Below are 18422 nucleotides of genomic sequence, written 5' to 3'. Positions count from 1 at the left end.
TCATTTGGCAGATTTCTTGATGTTCCAAAACACAGTCACCGGAGACTCCAGCACGCCGCTGATCGCCGTGCTGTATGCCGCTGGAATCAGAAACTGGCCCAGTGGCGCGACCACGCCGTTGTCGATCACCAGTTTCTGGAGTTCCACAGCAATGGATTGGCGTTCGGCCAGGTCGGTGGAGCGAACGTAGCGCTGCCGCAAAACCTCGATCGCCGGAACGTCGGGCCAGCCGGCCCAGGCTTTCCTGCCGTTCGATCCTACGGTCGTGTTGGTCATTGGATCGCCGCTCGTGGCCAACAGGCCGGCGGTGGCGAAGATGTTCCAGCCGCCCTCCTGCGGCGATTTCTGATTGCCCTGCTGCGTCACCACGGTTTGCCAGTCCATGGTCTTCATCTGGACCTTGAAGCCCGCCTTGCGCAAGGCCGCGCCAATCACGATCGGCTGGGCCGCCACGATGGCAACATCCGTCGGTTGCAGCACTACGATCGCCATGCCGTCGTAGCGGCCCTCTTTCAAAAGGGCCTTGGCCTTGTCGATGTCCGAGGGGATCACCCATTCGGCGCCGTAGCTGCTGCCGTTCGGATGGCCGCAACCAAACACTGCGGCGCATGTCCGGTAGAACTTCGGGTTGCCCACGAGCGCCTTGAGCACGTCCTCCTGGCCCACCGCAGCCATGGCGGCCTGGCGCACGAGCTTGTTGTCGAACGGCGGATGAAGATGATTGAAGCGGAAGTAAGTCCACGATCCGAGCTTGTCGAGCACCTGCACCGTCACGTTTTTCTGATGCTCCAGCATCGGCACCAGGTCATAGGGAACCTGCTGGATGAAGTCCACCTCGCCATTTTTCAGCGCATTGATCGAGGTCATCGCATCGGGCATGGCGATCCATTCGACCCGCTCGACGCCCACGAGCTTCGCGCCCGCAGTCCAGCTTGCCGGCTCGCTGCGCGCCACATAGTCCTTGTTCTTCTCGTACACCACCTTCAGGCCGGGCTTGAATTCCGCCCGGACCAGACGGAACGGGCCCGAACCGATGTATTCGGTCAACGGCGTGGCGGCGGCAGTGGCGGCGATGCGTTTGGGCATCATGAAGGCCGGGCGCGAACTGAGCTTGGCCAGGCCCTCGAGCAACAGCGTGGTGCGCTCTTTCAGCACCACCTCGAATACCTTGTCGTCGACAGCCTCGATGCTGTCGATCATCGGCAGCAGCACCTGGCCGCTCGAATCGACCTCGGCCCAGCGCTTGATCGACGCGATGCAATCGGCGCTGGTCACGGGCGCCCCATCGTGCCATTTGAGTCCGCTGCGCAGGGTGAAGCGGTAGCGCAGGCCATCTGCGGACGCCTTCCAGTCGGCCATCTGCGGCTGTATCTTGAAGTGGGCGTCTGTGCCGAGCAGCGTGTCGTAGATCATGTAGCCGTGGTCCCGCGTCAAAAACGCGGTGCTGGTGATCGGATCCATCACCCGCAAGCCGCCTTGCATCACGACAGTGAGCGTCTGGGCCTGCGCCCAGAGCACCGGAGCCGCCAGCGCGGCCGACAACGCGAATGTCCGCAGGGTGCGGGAAAAGCAGATGGGTTTCATGGCGTTCGTGGATACCGTGGTGTGGTGGATGAACGTGGCCTCGGGACATCTGCCCTTGGACCGCCTTGGCTACAAAGTGAACATTTCTGCCGGTATATGTGCCGACGGCCGGCCGGCGATTCGGTCGGCCAGCAACTCCGCACTACCGGCCGCCAGGGTGAAGCCCAGGGCGCCGTGGCCTACGTTGAGCCACAGGTTGCCGTAGGGCGTCGCGCCAATGAGGGGCTTGCCGTCGGGACGCGCCGGGCGCAGCCCCGTCCACGCCTCGGGCGCTGCTGCGGCGTGGAGCCTGGGCAGATAGTCCCGAACCTGTTGCCGGAGGGCGGCGACGGACTGCGGATCCATGTCCAGCGATCGAGCGCCGATCTCCACCATGCCCGCCACACGCAGACGGTTGCCCAGGCGCGCGTAAACCACTTTGTTCTGGACATCGCTGATGCTGGTGACCGGCGCACTGCTGCGTTCCGTCAATTGGTACGTCAGGCTATAGCCCTTGAGCGGATAGATGAGCGGATCGATGCCGATCCGGCGGGCCAGCGTCTGGGCGCCGACCCCGTTCGCGATGACGTATGCGTCGGCGTCCAGCGTGCCCGCCGATGTCTCCAGCGCAACGACCCGGGCCTTTTCGACCCGTAGCCGGTGCGCCTCGGTGCCGAAATGGAACTGCACCGGCATGGCCTCGGAAGACAGCACGCGCTGCAATTCGCGGCACAGCGCAAGGCAATCGCCGACATCCTCGGTGGGCGTGAAGATGCCGCCGGCGATGCGCGCTCCGATGTCCGCCAGGGCAGGCTCGTGCTTCAGGCAAGCCGCGCGGTCCAGCGCGTGCTGTTGGCAGCCCAGCGTCGCCAGGTAGGCCAATTGCACCAAGGCGGCCCGGTACGCTTGCGGGTCCTGGTAGATCAGCAGCTTGCCGCTGGATGCGAAATGGAAGGCCAGGCGCTCTTGGGCGACCAGCAGGTGCATACGCTCCCGGCTGCGCGTGCCCAGGGCCAGCAGTTCCCCGGTACTTTTCTGGCTGCAGGTGCGGGTGCAGGCCGCAAGAAAGCGCAAGCCCCAGCGCCATTGCGCCGGATCGGCGCGCAGACGCAGGCGCAGCGGCGAGTCTTTGCGCACCAGCCACGACAGCAGCCTGGGCAACACCGCCGGCTCTGCAAGCGGCGCCACGTAGCTGTAGCTGAGCTGCGCGCCATTGGCCTTGCTGGTCAGGCGCCCGGGGCCACAGCGCGCATCGAGCACACTGACCTTGTGGCCGTCGCGCCGAAGAGCGTAGGCGGTGGTCATGCCGATGATGCCGGCGCCAATCACGACGATGTGCATACGCTCAGGCCCTCAAGCCTCTTGCGGCACCGGGGGCCGGCGAAGCCGCAGTTCGTCCATGGTGGCTGCGGCCGAAACATGTTCCAGACGCGCGCGCACCGCAAGCACGGCCGCCCGGCCACAGGCCAGTGCCTGGCGCAGCGCGCCTTCGGTCAGACACGCATCGGCGAGCGCCAGGACGCCAGCAGCGCTTTCATGGCGACAGGTCGCGGCAGACATGTCCGCCGTTACAGGCGGCGAACCATCAGCCAAGCCATCCAGCACGCTGAGACAGCTTTCACCGGGGACATGGAAGATCCGCTCGACGCCGTGTCGAACTAGTGTCGCGTCACCGATCAGATGTCGTAGGCTGCGCGCAGCCATCGGAGCGCAGCGCAAGGCGCATCGCGCAGCCAATACCGAGCGTATTGGCAAGCGATGCAACGCCGCGATGCGCTTCGATGGCCAGCGCGGACCGACAGATGATCGGTGACGCGACACCAGGGTCTCGATCAACCTGTCGGCGGCGCGCTTCATGCTGCGTCTTTCTTGTCGCATGCCGGCTTGCGCAACGCTTCGAGCGTCGCCAGCGACTCGCGCTGCAAGTCCTCGGGAAACGCCCGGGCAAGGTGTTCGATGGCAGCGTAGAAACGGGCCCAGCCTTCGTTGGTGCGCAATGGAACGCCAAGAAATTGGCCCTCCGTCTTTGAGCGCAACATCAGATAGAGCACCCCGGCGAGCATGATGCTTATCATCGCCGGGACATCGGCCTCATCCGTCAAGCCATCGACCCGGTCGACGAAGGAGCGCGCAGCGCGCTCGCGGCGCTCGGCCAGGTGCGCCGTCACCTCGTTGCGTTCGATGAGCTCCCAGCGCCGCACTTCCATCAACGTCTCGTTCCCGGCAAGCGCACCGATCTGCGCGTGCAACATCGAAAGGATGAGATCGACCGGCGGGCGTTGGCTCGACTCGTCGTCCCCGAGCAGGTCAGGGTGACTGGACCAGAAATCCTGCTTTTGCATCCATGCAGACATCAGTCCGGGAAAGCCTTCGAAGTATCGATAGATCAGTTCCTTGCTGACCTTGGCGCGCTTGGCCACGGCATTGATGCCAACGCCAGCCATGCCGGTTGCGCGGATCTGCTCGCCCAGCGCCTGGAGAATCCGCGCTTCGGTCTGCTCACGACGCGACATGATCCGTCCTCATGAGAAAGGCATCGTGCGCCGCATCGCCGAACGGCATCACCATGCCATCGGCCACGTCAGCAACCAGCTCCGTCATGACACGGCCAACGCAAACACCGTGCCGCCACACTTCGCTGCCCAGATATGCCACCGTGGCACGGTGCAGGTTCGTTGGCACATAAGGGTTGGCGCTGTCGATGGCCGTGATCGCGTCGGACGGGTCGATGTGGACGCGATCCCGATGCGCGATGCGACGCGGCACTGCCGCAGCCAGACGGACCCATCCGATGGGGCCGGCAAGCCCCGTCAATTGCGCCCAGGCCAAGGCCCCGACCTGCTCGGCAAGCGGAGCGCAGGAAAAGATGGAGTTGTGCAAGATGGCCACGCGCGCCGAGCCGTCATCACGCTGGAACTGCCCCAGGTCGCTGCGGCGCAGCACACGCTCGCTGTTGCCCCAGCCGAGGACGCCTTGGGCATCGATCGCAATCAGGCCCGCATCGGCTTCGGCGTTGGCTGCGAGCACCGATGCAACGGCAGGCTGCGGCGCCGCACCCTGCCCAAGCAACGCGAGCACCGCCGCATTCAGCGCCGCGCCATCCCGGCCCGGACGGCTCGGGTGCCGATGGCCCGTCACCAAGCCGATGCCGGCTGCGCCCGGCAGAAATTGAACGAGCGGCTCGGGCCGGTCGGGGCCACTCGAGATGGCGGCAGCCGTGGGAGCGGCGAGCCAGGCATCGGGCATGTCCAGACAGGAGGCGCCGCCGCGCTGGGTCATGCAGTGGTGGAGTTGGCCATCGCCACTGAGCAGCGCCAGAACCGCAAATCCGCCAATCGCGCCACGGCCAAGCAGCTCGGCGCCCAGCACCGCATCGCGCACGGCCGCTCCTGCCCGGGATCCACTTGCAGCAATGGCTATCGTCATGCTCGACATCCTTGTGGATCGAAGCCGCAAGAAACGCGGCCACGACACGACCACGACGCGGCCATAACACGACCCTATGGCACGCACCACGCATGTGACTGATGGGTCACTTTTTCAGTGTACGAGGAATTCAAATTCGCAACAAGCCCAGGTTTTCCGACAGGAGGAAAACCGGGCAATGAGAAGAAGCCATGCGGCGTCGTATCGGGGCTAGTGTCGCGTCACGGATCAGATGTCGTAGGCTGCGCGCAGCCATCGGAGCGCAGCGCAAGGCGCATCGCGCAGCCCATACCGAGCTGTATTGGCAAGCGATGCAACGCCGCGATGCGCTTCGATGGCCAGCGCAGACCGACAGATGATCGGTGACGCGACACTAGAGGCCCGGCGCAGTTCACCGGCACGCTGGTGCATGACGGCTGGAGGCCCTGCCGGAATGCGTGCACGGCCTGACTGCCGCCCATCGCGCTCCGCCAAGCCTGGGGAGAATCGGTGGTGATCGATCACCGACCGGGAGCCAACGGCATCAGCGCCAACGAAGCCGTGGCTAAAGCAGGGGCCGATGGCTATCATGGCTTTCCTGCATCACAGGCAAAGAGCCTGCAAGCAGTTCACCGCACTGCGTTTTGCACTACCCAGCAAAGGAGGGCGCAATGGAGGCATCGCTCAAGCAGGAATTGCAACAGATGTACAAGACGCCGCTGTTCCATTCCTGCGACCCCAACGAGGTCAAGCAGCACACCGTGAAGGCGTTCAAGGAACATGAGTTGACCTGGGGCGGCGGCAAGGTCGATTCTGCCTTGTACGGGGCGCAACTGGGCACGCTGTCGTTCTTCATCCTGCGCTATGGCGCCGCAGTGCATATCAATCCGGGGGAATTGAACGGCTTCATGCTGTTCCAGGCGCCGCTGAGCGGGAACGCGCAAATCCGGGTCGGCAGGCATACGGTTGCCGCATCGCCGCAGATGGGCGCGATCATTTCGCCCAAGCTGGCGCTGCAACTGGACTGGAGCGAGGGATGCGAGCAGGTGCTGGTGAAATTTCCACGCGAGCGGGTCGAGCATGCCTGCCGGGCCTTGATTGGCAATGATCTGAAAAAAGGGGCCATCGAGTTTCATCCGGAAATGCCCCTGCATGCGGCCAGCGGGCGAAGCTGGCAATATCATCTCGGCAGCCTGCTGTGCAATCACGAATTTTCCGACCAGCCGCATTCGGAGCCGCTCGTCCATGCGCAGGTGCAGACGCTGATTCACCATCTTCTGCTGTGCCAGCCGAATAATTACAGCGACCAGTTATTGCGGCGGCCAGGCACGGCGCCGCAGCGCAAACTGCGCGTCGCCGAAGACTACATCACCAGCCATCTGCATGAGCCGCTGACGCTGGAGGCGATTGCCAATGCCTGCGGCACCGGTGTGCGCAGCCTGTGCGCTGCCTTTCGCGAGCATTATCAGTGCGCGCCGATGGCCTATGTGAGACAAAAGCGGCTGGCCGCAGCGCGCAGCGAACTGATGAATGCCGCACCGGGCGCGCATGTCACGGATATTGCCCTGCGCTGCGGTTTTTCCCACCTGGGGCGCTTTTCCCTCAGCTATCGTGCGCGTTATGGAGAAACGCCTCTGCAAACCTTGCGGCGCTGACGCAAGCGATGGCTGCGCCGATGCGGCCTTGCCCTCATCATTTCCGGAATAATCTGCGCGCCGATTCAAAAATCGGCCTAAAGATGCTGCAATCGGATAGCGCCGCCGCTGCCTGCGCCATACAGTGAGCACCCGATGCACGGGACGTTGCCCATGCCGTCATCGAAAGGAGCTTGCATGCCCTACACGAATGAGCAGATTGCCGCGCTGGTGCGCGCCGATAGTGTTCACAAGTCGGTGTATACAGACAGTGCGTTGTTCCAGTTGGAGATGGAGCGCATCTATGGCTGCGCCTGGATTTATGTGGGCCATGAAAGCCAGGTGCCCAATGCGGGCGATTTTTGCGCTACCCGCATTGGCGATCAGGATGTCATTCTGGTGCGCGCCACCGACGGCAAGGTCCACGTCCTGTACAACCGCTGCCCGCACCGCGGCGCCAAACTGGTGGCCGATGGTTGCGGCCATGCCGGAAAATTTTTCCGCTGCCCGTATCATGCCTGGACCTTCCAACTGGATGGCAGCCATCTTGCCGCGCCGCTGAAAGCCGCTTTCGAGGGCAGCTGCTTCGACCCGCAGCACCCGGATTTCTCGGTGCGGCCAGTCGCCCGCGTCGAGTCTCATCGCGGTTTCGTCTTTGCCAGCCAGGCGGCGCAAGGCATTGGGCTGAAGTCCTTTCTGGGCGGCGTCATCTCCTCGATCGACAATCTGTGCGACCGCTCGCCGGTCGGCGAGGTGGAAGTCGCCGGCGGGATGTTTCGCGTCTTGCAGACATCCAACTGGAAGGTGTTCTATGAAAATCTGCATGACACCATGCACGCGCCGGTGACCCACGAATCTTCGGTGGTGGCCGCCCGCGAGCAGGCCCAAAAAATGGGCGCGATGCCGCTGGAACTGCACATCATGGTTGGCAACGGCGAGCCTTACCGCTTTTGGGAAAACCTGGAACTATGCGCATACGCCCATGGGCATGGTTATATGGAAGGCATTTTCGACCCCGGCGCCGCCTCGCGCGACCCGGTCACGCGCGCCCATTTCGCCGTGCTGGAACAAGCCTACGGTCATGCGCGGGCGAGCGAAATTCTCGGGATGAATCGGCATAACACGATCATTTATGGCAGCGGTTCGCCGCACACCGTGTTTCAGCAATTTCGCGTCATACGGCCGCTGGCGGTCGATCGCACCATGATAGAAATTCAGCTTTTCCGGCTCAAGGGCGCGCCGGAGGCGGTGTTCAAGCGCACCTTGATGTATGCCAATATCATCAATGCCCCCTCGTCCAATGTCATGGCCGACGATGTTGAGCTTTATGCCCGCTGTCAACAGGGCAATCTCTCCCGGGGCGGCGACTGGACCAGCCTGCATCGCCATCTCGGCACCGACCGCGCCGTGCCGGGCGGGATGGTCTCCAGCAATGGAACCAGCGAACTGCCGATGCGCAACCAGTTCCAGGCATGGAAGCAATACATGCTTGGCCACCTCGTCGAGGAGAACTGCGATGCTGCTTGAAACAGACTTCGATGTATCGACCGCCGATCTGCGGCCCGTTGCCTGGTCGCTGGAACAACAGCACCGGCTGCAACAGTTTCTGTTTGCCGAAGCGCGCTTGCTGGATGAGCGCCGCCTGACGGACTGGCTGAACCTGTGGACGGACGATGGCATGTATTGGGTGCCGCAAGCGCAGCAGCAGGACAATCCCTATGACCATATCTCCCTGGCCTGGGAAGACAGGATGCTGCGCGAAATTCGCGTGCGCCGCTTGAGCGATGCGCGCAACTGGTCGCAGCAGCCGGCCACGCATACCACCCGGATGGTCGGCAATATCAGCGCTGCCGGCCTGGATGGCGCTGATAATCTGGTGGCGCATTCCGTCTTTCAAATGAGCGAATGGCGCAACATAAGGGACATGCCATTGCACCAGGTGGCAGGCCGCATCACCCACAAACTGGCAAGCCATGGCGATACCTGGCGCATTCGTTTGAAGCGGGTCGATCTGGTCAACTGCGATGCGGTGCATGGCATGTTGCAGGCTTTCTTCTGATGGCTGCGGGCACGCAGGTGGGCACGCACCAGAGCGCCGTGCTGGCGCTGCATTATCAGAACGATGTGCTGCACCCGCACGGGAAAATCCGGGTCGGCTTCCACGCCGATAGCGCACAGCGCCAGCATGTCATCGCGGCGGCACAGGCCCTGCTGAGCAAGGCCAGGGCTTGTGCGATTCCTGTCGTGCATGTGCGCATCGCCTATCGTCCCGACTATGCCGACCTGTTGACCAATGCCCCGATTTTTCGCCAGGTCGCCAGCCTTGGCGCGGTCTGCGAAGGCAGTTGGGGCGCCGGGTTTCATGCCGACCTGGCGCCGCTGCAAGACAGTCCGCGTGAATTCATCGTCAAACACACGCGCGTGAATGCCTTTCACGACTCGCCGCTGGAGGGCATATTGCGCATCCTCGCCACCCGGCGCCTGATTGTCGCTGGCGTGGCCACGCACTCCGTGGTCGAGAGCACGGTGCGCCACGCGGTGGATATGGGCTATGAGGTCGTCGTCAACGCCGATGCCTGTGCCGCAGGAAGCCCCGGAGCACACGCAGCCTCGCTGGAGAACATGCGCCTGATTGCCGAGGTGTGCGACGGCCCGGCGAGTTTGTGGCGTCTCGATGCGGGGGCCTCATGAGCGCAGGGATGGGCCGGCCGCCTGAAGGCGCTCATGCCGCAGGCGAAGGTACCCCTGTGAGCGCGGGGATGAACCGGCCGCTGGACGGCAAGGTGGCCATCGTTACCGGCAGCACCCAGGGCCTGGGCCTGGAGATTGCCCGCGTGCTGTCGGCCTGTGGCGCCCACCTGGTGGTGGTGGGCCGCAATGCCGTGGCTGGTGGCGCAGTGGCGGCGCAATTGCAGCAGCATGGTGTCCGGGCACTGTATTGCGCCACCGATATCGAGCGCGATGAGGAGATCGACAAGTGCGTGGCACGCACCATCGACAGCTTCGGCCGACTGGATATCCTGGTCAACAATGCCTGCACTTATGCCGATCGCGGCTTCGACGCGGGCCGCGCCGAATGGCTTCAGAGCTTGAATGTGAATCTGGTGTCGGCGGCAATTTTCACCCAGAAGGCCGTCGTGCACATGCGGCGCGGCAGCGTCATCGTCAATCTCGGCAGCACCGGCGGCAAGTTCGGCGCCGCTGGCCGCGCACTCTATCCTGCGGCCAAGGCGGCGCTGCTGCAAATGACGAAAAACCTGGCCGTCACGCTTGCCCCGCGCGGCATTCGCGCCGTCGCCGTCTCGCCGGCCTGGACCTGGTCGCCGGCCATCGAGACCTTGAGCCAGGGTTCGCGTGCCGCCGCCGATGCCGTCGCTGCGCCATTCCATCCGCTGGGGCGCGTGGGCGATGGCAGCGAGGTTGGCCATGCGGTCGCCTTTCTTGCTTCCGACGCCGCATCGTGGATTACTGGCGTCGATATTCCGGTGGATGGCGGCTTCTCGGTGCTCGGCCCTGACCGCGGCATTGCACCGCGTGCCTGGTTTGAGCGCAGCATCGGCTGACTGGTTTTGCTGCCTTGCCTTGAAATCCGCGCTGTGGGAGAGTGGCATGGACCTTGCTTTTGCGATTGAAAATCTGCTCAACGGCTTGCAGTTCGGCCTGATGCTGTTTCTGCTGGCGGCAGGCTTGACCCTGGTATTTGGCATCATGGATGTGGTCAATCTGGCGCATGGCTCGCTGTATATGGCGGGGGCTTATTTCGCCGCCACCTTTACCTCGCTGTGCGGCTCGTTCTGGGCCGGTCTGCTGCTCTCGGTCGCGGCCACTGCGGCAGTCGGCGTCTTGCTGGAGATGGCCGTCTTCCGCCGTCTTTATCAACGCAGCCATCTGTCGCAATTGCTCGCCACCTTCGCCCTCATCCTGATCTTCAATGAACTGGCGCGCATGATCTGGGGCGCGCAAGCCTTGACGCTCAACACGCCGCCGGTTTTTTCCCGGCCCGTCGAGTTGCTTCCCGGCTTCTCCTATTCTTCCTTCCGCCTGTTCATCATCGGCACCGGCCTGGCCGTGGCCGCGCTGATGTATCTGATCGTGGTCAAGACCCGGCTCGGCATGCTGGTGCGCGCAGGCGCATCCGACCGCGAAATGGCGATCACCATGGGCATTGACATCGCGCGCGTGTTCACGCTGCTGTTTGCCTTCGGCGCCGCCTTGTGCGCGCTGGCCGGCACCCTGCTCGGCGCGATACTGGAGGTGCAGGTTGGCATGGGCGAGAGCATCCTGATACTGGCCTTCGTGGTGATCGTGATCGGCGGCGTTGGCTCGATTCGCGGCGCCTTGGTCGGCGCCCTGCTGGTCGGCATGGTCGATACCCTCAGCCGCAGCCTGTTGCCAGCGGCCTTGCGCGCCATCATGGCGCCGGAGGCGGCCGCTGGTGTCGGCCCCTCGCTGGCATCCATCCTGATTTATGTGCTCATGGCGGCGGTCCTGTTTTTCAAACCTCGGGGACTGTTTCCGGCACGCGGTTGAGACGCAGCCAAGGAATATGCCAAACCATGACGAGCCATCTGCACCATCCCCTGCCGGCGCTGCGCATGGCGCTCTTGCTGGCCCTGATGCTGCTCTTGCCGCTGGTCGCGCAGGCATTCGGGCAAGAGTATTACATCGGCGTGGTCAGCCGTATGCTGATCTTTGCGCTGGCGGCCAGCAGCCTGAATCTGATTCTCGGATTTGGCGGCATGGTGAGCCTGGGGCACGCCGCCTACTTCGGCGCCGGCGCCTACACGGTGGGCATCCTGATGCAAAACGGCGTCCTGTCGGGCTGGCTCAGTTGGCCGCTCGCCATGCTGGTGGGCGCGCTGCTGGCCTGTCTCGTCGGCCTCATTTCGCTGCGCACCAAGGGCGTGTATTTCATCATGATCACGCTGGCTTTTGCGCAAATGATTTATTACATCGTGATCGGTCTCGAGGTGAAGGGCGGCGACGAAAGCATACGCCTGCCACAGCGTTCGTCCATTGGCCTGAACCTGTCCTCCGACACCACTTTCCATTATGTGGTGCTGGTGCTGGTCAGCATATTTCTGCTGCTGATCCATCGCCTGATCAATTCCCGCTTTGGCCGGGTGCTGCAAGCGATACGCGAAAACGAAACCCGCATGGAGGCCATCGGCTACCCGGTATTGCGCTACAAACTGGTCTGCTTTGTGATTGCCGGTGCGCTGGCCAGCTTTGCCGGCGCCTTGCTGGCCAATCAGAACCAGTTCGTCAGCCCCGGCCTGTTGCACTGGACGCAATCCGGCAGCCTGCTGGTGATGGTGATTTTGGGCGGCGCCGGGTATTTTTCCGGCGGCATCATCGGTGCCATCGCGGTGCTGATGCTGGAGGAGATTCTGTCGGCCTACACCATCCACTGGCAACTCATCCTCGGCGCCATCCTGCTGGGCGTGGTGCTGCTGTTGCCCAACGGCCTGGCGAGCTGCCTCCAGCGCGGGAGCAAGGCATGAATGCCGATGTGCTCAGCCTGCACCAACTGGTAAAACGCTACGGCGGCCTGGTCGCCACCGACCACCTGGATCTGAACATCAGGCACGGCGAGATACACGCCATCATCGGCCCCAACGGGGCTGGCAAGACGACGCTGATTCAGCAAATTTCCGGCGCCATCGCCCCCGATCGAGGCCGCATCTGCTTCCACGGCCAGGACATCACCCGCACGACGATGCACCAGCGGGTGCGACTCGGCCTGGCCCGCTCCTACCAGATCACCAGCGTTTTCCCCGCTTGCTCGGTGCTCGACAATATCGCGCTGGCAGTGCAGGCCAGGCGCGGCAGCAGCATGCGTTTCTGGAAGCCGGCGCTGGCCGATGGCGCGCTGTTTGAAGAAGCACGCGCCATCGGCTGCCGCATCGGGCTGGCAGCGCGCCTCGATATGCGCGCCGGCCATCTCGCCCACGGCGAACAGCGGCAACTGGAAGTCGGCCTGGCACTGGCGACCTCGCCCGCCTTGTTGCTGCTCGACGAACCGATGGCCGGCATGGGCGACTCCACCGGCATGATTGCCTTGCTCGACAGCCTGCGCAATCAACTGGGCATCGTGCTCATCGAACACGACATGCATGCCGTCTTCCAACTGGCCGACCGCATCTCGGTGCTGGTGTCGGGGCGCATCATCGCCACCGGCACGGCAGAGCAGATACGCAGCGACGCGCAAGTCAGAAAAGCCTACCTGGGCGACGAGGCGATGGCATGAACACCCTGTTGAGCGTCCAGGATATCGAAACGGCCTATGGCAGCAGCCAGGTGCTGTTTGGCCTCAGCTTCGAGATCAGGGAAGGCGAAACCGCAACCCTGCTGGGGCGCAACGGCGTCGGTAAAACCACCACCTTGCGTTCGATTCTGGGCCTGACCCCGGTCCAGCGCGGCGCAGTGCATTTTTGCGGCCAGCGCATCGAGGCGATGGCGACCGACCACATCGCCCGCCTCGGGATGGCCATCGTGCCCGAAGGCCGCCGCATTTTCCCCAACCTGACGGTGCGCGAAAACCTGCTCGCCTTTGCCGGCAACCGCAGCAAAAGCCAGAATCCCTGGACCCTGCAACGCATCCACGCATTATTCCAGCCGCTACAGCAACGCAGCAACCACATGGGAAACCAGCTATCCGGCGGCGAGCAGCAAATGCTGGCCATTGGGCGCGCACTGATGACCAACCCGCGCCTGCTGATCCTGGACGAAGCCAGCGAAGGATTGTCGCCGCACATGCGCGAGGAAATATGGCGCTGCCTTGGGCGTTTGCGCGAGCACGGCCAGACCATCCTGGTCATCGACAAATACGTCGAGCGCCTGCTGTCCCTGGCCGACCACCACACCGTCATCGAGCGAGGGCGCGTGGCCTGGTCCGGCAGCAGCGGGCAACTGCGCGCCGCTCCTGATATCTGGCAGCGTTATGTCGGGGTATAGGTGCAGCGGGCGAGGCTGAAATAAATTCAAAAATCGGCCTAAAGATGCTGCTATCGGATAGTGGCAACGCTGGCAGCGCCCCACACTGACATACGCCCGGCGGGTTGGTCAGAGAAATCAAACCAGGAGAAGCTCATGAAATGTCATTTCAGGCACCCCATGCTGATTGCGCTACTCTGTTGCAGCTCGGTATTTGCCGCCGACAAGATCAAAATCGGGTTCATTTCCTCCCTCTCCGGTTCCGGCGGCGCGCTCGGTGTGGACATCCGCGACGGCTTTCAGTTGGCGCTCACGAACGGCAACAACAAACTGGGCGGGCTGCCGGTCGAGCTGAGCGTGCTCGACGACCAGATGAATCCCGACATCGGGCGCCAGGCCAGCGAGCGCCTGATCAAGCGCGATCATGTCGATGTCATGACCGGCATGGTGTTCTCCAACGTATTGCTGCCCCTGCTGCCCGCCATTCTGGAAAGCGATACCGTCTACATCTCAACCAATACCGGGCCGGCCGACTATGCCGGGGAAAAATGCAACAAAAACTTCTTCGTCATCTCCTGGCAGAACGAGGATTTGCCGGGCGCGATGGGCAAATATGTCACGCAGCAAAACGAACAGAACGTGTTCCTGATCGGCGCCAATTATCCCGGCGGGCGTGAAAGCATCGCCGGCTTCAAACGCCACTACAAGGGCAAGATTGCCGACGAGGTGTATGTCAAACTGGGGCAACTCGACTTCTCGGCGGAATTGGCGCAAGCCAGGGTGTCGAAAGCGGATTCCGTGTTCTTCTTCCTGCCGGGCGCCATGGGTTCGGCCTTTCTCAAGCAAATGGATAGCGGCGGCCTGAACAAAACCATGCGGATATATGCGCCAGGATTTTCAGGCGACCAGGACTCCATCAAGGCCGTCGGCGAACCCATGCTGGGCATGTACAACGCCTCGCAATGGGCCAGCGATCTGGACAATGCGGAAAATGCCAAATTCGTGCGCGCGTTCGAAAAGCAATATGGCCGCATCCCGACCATGTATGCCGCGCAAGGCTACGACGCCGCGCTGCTGCTCGATGGCGCAGTGCGCGATGTCAAAGGCCATATCGAAGACAAGACGGCCTTCCGCAAGGCGCTGCGCGCTGCCAACTTCAAATCGGTGCGCGGCGATTTCAAATTCAATAGAAATCACTACCCGATTCACAACATCCATATGCGCGTGGTCGAGCGCGACAAACAGGGGCGCATCAGCAACCGCACCGTCGGCATGATCGCCAAGGATTACAGCGACCCTTATGCGGTCAATTGCAAGATGGATTAGACGCGCGCGGGCTCGTTCAGCCTTGCCTCGACTCCATTGCGCAAAGTGGGGGCAAAGTGGGATGCCCCATCGGGTGGGCCCCAGGTGCGCAGGGCGGCAGTGTCCGCAAAGCGCCCGGCGACACGGCGTTTCAGCCATAGCTGCGGACCCAGGTCAGCAGCCATTCGGTGAAGGCCGCCACGAGCGGGTTGGCAGACATTTCGTGGCGGCACACCATGTAATAGGCGTGCTTGGCCGGCACGCTGCGCTCGAACAGGCGCACCAGCCGGCCCTCGGCGAGGTCGTCGCCAACGAGCAAGCTGTCGCCCAGTGCGGCGCCCTGCCCATGCACAGCGGCTTCCATGGCGATATGCGCGTTGCCCATTTCGGCCATCCGGAAACCGGCCACCGGCATGCCGGCGTCCAGGAGCCAGCGGGTCCACTCCGTGCCGTTGTCCTCGCACAGCAACTGATGGTTCCTCAGTTCGTCGACGGAACGCAGGCCCGGCTGACCGTTGATCATGGCCGGGTTGCAGACCGGGAAAAGCTCCACATGCGTCAGCAGGCGAACTTGGCGGTCCGGCCATATGCCGGTGCCATAGCGCAGGCACAGATCGACTGCGGGCGAGTAGACCTCCTTGTCTTCGTTCGAGGCGATCAACCGGAACTGGACATCCGGGCATGCGGACAGGAATTCGCCGATGTGGCGCGTCAACACCCTGGAGCTCAAACCCACCGGCGCCGACACGACGAGGTTGCCGACCATTGCCGGGTCGCCGAGCTTCGCGGCTGCGTTCGCAATCATCTGGAAGGCCGAGCGCACCGAGGGCAACAGCGTCTCGCCATGCGAGGTCAATTTCAAGCGGGTCTTGTTGCGGCGAAAGAGTTGCACGCCGAGCGCATTTTCGAGCGCGCGCAGTTGATGGCTCACTGCGCTCGGGGTCACGTTCAGTTCGTCCGCTGCCTTCGCCACCGTCAGGTGGCGCGCGGTCGCGTCAAAGGCGCGCAACGCATTCAAAGGAGGCAGACGGCTTCTGGGCAGGATGCGTTTCGCGGGGTCGTGCATTTGATCTTTTTCCGATTCCGAATGCGAAATGGCTGGCGGCAAAATTCATGCCACAACCTGTCTTGCCTATGCTTTCGGCATTTCTTCGCGTGGCTTGAAATCGAGTGCTGAGATTTTTTGCAGCCAGGCGCGGCTTTAATTTCAGTTTTCATCGATGGATGTCCTTACTACGATGCCGGCTCGATTGTTCGAGGCATGTCCATGCAAACGCAAGCAGCAGGTCCAACCCAACGTCTGTGGGGCGCACGTTTCAGGTCCGAGCCATCGGCCGCATTGAAGGCGCTGTCGCGGTCGGAGCCTGGTTTTTTCCGACTGGTGCCTTATGACCTCGCAGGCTCGCGGGCACATGCACGCGAGCTGCACCGCGCAGGTATCCTCAAGAGCGACGAGCTGGAAAAACTGCTGGCTTGCGTCGATGCGCTGGAGCAAGACTACCTGACCGGCGCGGTGCGTGCCTGCGAGGCCGACGAAGATGTCCACACCTTCCTCGAACGGGTGCTGACCGAGCGGCTCGGCCCCCTCGGCGGCAAGCTGCGCGCGGGCCGTTCGCGCAACGACCAGGCGGCGAACGACCTGAAGCTCTATTTGCGCGACAAGGCGCGCGTCATCGCCGCCGCAGTGCATGATCTGCAGAGCGCGCTCATTGCGCAAGCGCAGCAGCACATCGGCACGCTGTCGGCCGGGTTCACACACTTGCAGCCCGCGCAGCCCATCGTGTTCGCGCACCATCTGATGGCGCATGTGCAGGCGGTTGGCCGCAATATCGACAGGTTGATCGACTGGGATCGGCGCAGCGCGCGTTCGCCGCTGGGCGCTGCGGCCCTGGCAGGCTCGGCGATCTGCCGCTCGCCTGAACTATCGGCCGCCGAACTGGGCTACGACGCGCCGTGCGAGAACTCGATCGACGCAGTGGCGGCCAGGGACCATGTGTGCGAGTTCCTCTTTGTCTGCAGCATGCTCGCCGTCGAACTCTCGCGGCTCTCGGAAGAGGTGGTGCTGTGGTCGTCGCGGCAGTTCCAGTGGGTGGAACTCGACGACGGCTACTGCACCGGCAGTTCGATCATGCCGCAGAAGAAAAACCCCGACATCGCGGAATTGAGCCGCGGCAAGGCGGGCCGCCTGATCGGCAACCTGGTGGGCATGCTGTCGGCACTGAAGTCCTTGCCGCTGGCCTACAACCGCGACCTGGCCGAAGACAAGAGCGCGGCCTTCGACAGCATCGATACCTTGTCGCTGGTGCTGCCGGCGCTGGCCGCAATGATCCGCACCATGCGCATCGATGTCGAACGGCTCAGGCGCCAGGCGCCGCTGGGCTTCACGCTGGCGACCGAGGTGGCGGACTGGCTGGCGCTCTCGGGTGTGCCCTTCAGCGAAGCGCATGAAATCACCGGCGCACTGGTGCAGGCATGCGAGGCCAAGGGCATCGAATTGAGCGCTGTGTCCCAGGCCCTGCTGGCGCAGGTCGATGCGCGCCTCACGCCCGAGGTGTTGCAGCACCTGACGCTCGATGCCGCGATTGGCGCGCGCACCGGGTATGGCGGCACTGCGCCGCAGCGGGTGAGCGAGCAGATCGCACGCGCGCAGGCCGCCTTGGCGCGGCAGGGCGAATGGACCCATGGCGCCTACGCAGGTCCGCGATGCTGACCGCCGGCAGCCGCCAGGCCGTGGACGCTTGCGCGCTGGCGGACATCTCCCATTTGCAGCATGTGCCTCGGCGCTACTGGGGCCGCTACATTGCGACCGCGCTGATCCTCGCCGCAGTGCTGTTCATCCTCGATGCATTCGCGCGCGGCCAGATCGAATGGCAGTATGTCGGCCGCTTCCTTACGGCCGAATCGATCCGCAGCGGCCTGGTCAATACCGTCGTCATGAGCATCCTGGCGATGGCGCTGGGTGTCGTGCTGGGCGTGGTCACGGCGGTGATGCGGGTGTCGAGCAACCCGGTGCTGGGCTGGGTTGCGCGCACCTATGTCTGGCTCTTTCGCGGCACGCCCGTAATCCTGCAACTGCTGCTGTGGTTCAACCTCGCGCTGGTGCTTCCGACCCTGGGCATTCCCGGGGTGTGGGAGGTGCGCACCGTCGACGTGATGAGCCCCTTTCTTGCCGCGCTACTGGGCCTGGGCATCAACCAGGGTGCCTATACCTCCGAAGTGGTGCGCGCCGGGCTGCTGTCGGTCGATGCCGGTCAGTACGAGGCCGCCAAGTCGATCGGCATGCCGCGCATGCTGGCACTGCGCCGTGTGATCCTGCCGCAGGCCATGCGCGTGATCATTCCACCCATCGGCAACGAGTTCGTCGGCATGATCAAACTCACCTCGCTGGCGAGCGTGATCCAGTACGCCGAGATCCTGCACAACGCGCAGAACATCTACTACGCCAACGCCCGCGTGATCGAGTTGCTGATCGTGGCGGGCATCTGGTACATCGCGGTGGTCACCGTGCTGGCGCTGCTGCAGTCGCGCGTCGAGTCCCATTTCGCGCGCGGCGCCGGCCGCGCCAGCGCGAGGCAGTGA

19 protein-coding genes are annotated in these 18422 nt (G+C 63.4%); 12 read left to right on the top strand and 7 right to left on the bottom strand.

Annotation, left to right across the window (positions count from 1 at the left end; genetic code table 11):
* The 6 genes from VEIS_RS09795 to VEIS_RS25940 all read right to left on the bottom strand — a co-directional run bounded on the left by VEIS_RS09795 (window position 1) and on the right by VEIS_RS25940 (window position 5363).
* A complete protein-coding gene (locus tag VEIS_RS09795) occupies window positions 1-1584 on the bottom strand; it encodes an ABC transporter substrate-binding protein (RefSeq protein WP_011809760.1) in 1584 nt (527 codons plus the stop codon).
* Between the two features lie 69 nt (window positions 1585-1653).
* Window positions 1654-2904, bottom strand: coding sequence for a D-amino acid dehydrogenase (locus VEIS_RS09790; RefSeq protein ID WP_011809759.1), 1251 nt, complete (start codon window positions 2902-2904; stop codon window positions 1654-1656).
* Between the two features lie 12 nt (window positions 2905-2916).
* Window positions 2917-3420: a thiamine pyrophosphate-binding protein gene (locus VEIS_RS25945; RefSeq protein WP_011809758.1), complete on the bottom strand. Its 504-nt coding sequence runs from the start codon at window positions 3418-3420 to the stop codon at window positions 2917-2919.
* A complete protein-coding gene (locus tag VEIS_RS09780) occupies window positions 3417-4076 on the bottom strand; it encodes a TetR/AcrR family transcriptional regulator (RefSeq protein ID WP_011809757.1) in 660 nt (219 codons plus the stop codon). Before VEIS_RS09780 ends, VEIS_RS25945 begins: the two co-directional genes overlap by 4 nt.
* Window positions 4063-4989, bottom strand: coding sequence for a DUF6963 family protein (locus VEIS_RS09775; protein WP_011809756.1), 927 nt, complete (start codon window positions 4987-4989; stop codon window positions 4063-4065). Before VEIS_RS09775 ends, VEIS_RS09780 begins: the two co-directional genes overlap by 14 nt.
* A 221-nt stretch (window positions 4990-5210) precedes the next feature.
* Window positions 5211-5363, bottom strand: a complete 153-nt coding sequence (locus tag VEIS_RS25940) for a hypothetical protein (protein ID WP_157048349.1) — start codon at window positions 5361-5363, stop codon at window positions 5211-5213.
* A 276-nt stretch (window positions 5364-5639) separates the two neighbouring features.
* Here VEIS_RS25940 and VEIS_RS09770 point away from each other — a divergent pair, with 276 nt between their 5' ends.
* From VEIS_RS09770 to VEIS_RS09725, 10 genes are all read left to right on the top strand, one after another.
* The gene (locus VEIS_RS09770) at window positions 5640-6623 is read left to right on the top strand and encodes an AraC family transcriptional regulator (protein WP_011809754.1); all 984 of its coding nucleotides are present in this window, start codon (window positions 5640-5642) and stop codon (window positions 6621-6623) included.
* Between the two features lie 177 nt (window positions 6624-6800).
* A complete protein-coding gene (locus VEIS_RS09765; protein ID WP_041949940.1) occupies window positions 6801-8129 on the top strand; it encodes an aromatic ring-hydroxylating dioxygenase subunit alpha in 1329 nt (442 codons plus the stop codon).
* Window positions 8119-8661: an aromatic-ring-hydroxylating dioxygenase subunit beta gene (locus VEIS_RS09760; protein ID WP_011809752.1), complete on the top strand. Its 543-nt coding sequence runs from the start codon at window positions 8119-8121 to the stop codon at window positions 8659-8661. The genes VEIS_RS09765 and VEIS_RS09760 overlap by 11 nt, the downstream gene beginning before the upstream one ends.
* Window positions 8661-9293, top strand: a complete 633-nt coding sequence (locus tag VEIS_RS09755) for a cysteine hydrolase family protein (protein ID WP_011809751.1) — start codon at window positions 8661-8663, stop codon at window positions 9291-9293. The genes VEIS_RS09760 and VEIS_RS09755 overlap by 1 nt, the downstream gene beginning before the upstream one ends.
* Before the next feature lie 68 nt (window positions 9294-9361).
* Window positions 9362-10165, top strand: coding sequence for an SDR family oxidoreductase (locus tag VEIS_RS09750; RefSeq protein ID WP_041949939.1), 804 nt, complete (start codon window positions 9362-9364; stop codon window positions 10163-10165).
* Window positions 10166-10211: 46 nt separating this feature from the next.
* The gene (locus tag VEIS_RS09745) at window positions 10212-11132 is read left to right on the top strand and encodes a branched-chain amino acid ABC transporter permease (RefSeq protein WP_011809749.1); all 921 of its coding nucleotides are present in this window, start codon (window positions 10212-10214) and stop codon (window positions 11130-11132) included.
* A 26-nt stretch (window positions 11133-11158) separates the two neighbouring features.
* Window positions 11159-12106: a branched-chain amino acid ABC transporter permease gene (locus tag VEIS_RS09740; RefSeq protein WP_011809748.1), complete on the top strand. Its 948-nt coding sequence runs from the start codon at window positions 11159-11161 to the stop codon at window positions 12104-12106.
* Window positions 12103-12852, top strand: a complete 750-nt coding sequence (locus VEIS_RS09735) for an ABC transporter ATP-binding protein (RefSeq protein ID WP_011809747.1) — start codon at window positions 12103-12105, stop codon at window positions 12850-12852. The genes VEIS_RS09740 and VEIS_RS09735 overlap by 4 nt, the downstream gene beginning before the upstream one ends.
* Complete coding sequence (locus VEIS_RS09730) at window positions 12849-13559, top strand: ABC transporter ATP-binding protein (protein ID WP_011809746.1); 711 nt, start codon at window positions 12849-12851, stop codon at window positions 13557-13559. The genes VEIS_RS09735 and VEIS_RS09730 overlap by 4 nt, the downstream gene beginning before the upstream one ends.
* Before the next feature lie 135 nt (window positions 13560-13694).
* A complete protein-coding gene (locus VEIS_RS09725; RefSeq protein WP_011809745.1) occupies window positions 13695-14864 on the top strand; it encodes an ABC transporter substrate-binding protein in 1170 nt (389 codons plus the stop codon).
* Between the two features lie 130 nt (window positions 14865-14994).
* Here the strand turns inward: VEIS_RS09725 and VEIS_RS09720 are convergent, their stop codons facing one another.
* Complete coding sequence (locus VEIS_RS09720) at window positions 14995-15909, bottom strand: LysR substrate-binding domain-containing protein (RefSeq protein ID WP_011809744.1); 915 nt, start codon at window positions 15907-15909, stop codon at window positions 14995-14997.
* A 201-nt stretch (window positions 15910-16110) separates the two neighbouring features.
* Between VEIS_RS09720 and argH the strand changes: the two genes are divergently transcribed.
* Window positions 16111-17553, top strand: a complete 1443-nt coding sequence (gene argH, locus VEIS_RS09715; RefSeq protein WP_011809743.1) for an argininosuccinate lyase — start codon at window positions 16111-16113, stop codon at window positions 17551-17553.
* Window positions 17547-18422, top strand: a complete 876-nt coding sequence (locus VEIS_RS09710) for an amino acid ABC transporter permease (RefSeq protein ID WP_011809742.1) — start codon at window positions 17547-17549, stop codon at window positions 18420-18422. Before argH ends, VEIS_RS09710 begins: the two co-directional genes overlap by 7 nt.

It is taken from the genome of Verminephrobacter eiseniae EF01-2, from assembly GCF_000015565.1.
Taxonomy (GTDB): Bacteria; Pseudomonadota; Gammaproteobacteria; order Burkholderiales; family Burkholderiaceae_C; genus Acidovorax; species Acidovorax eiseniae.
The sequence above is the reverse complement of the archived record's forward strand: the minus strand, read 5'-3'. Positions and strand labels throughout refer to the sequence as shown.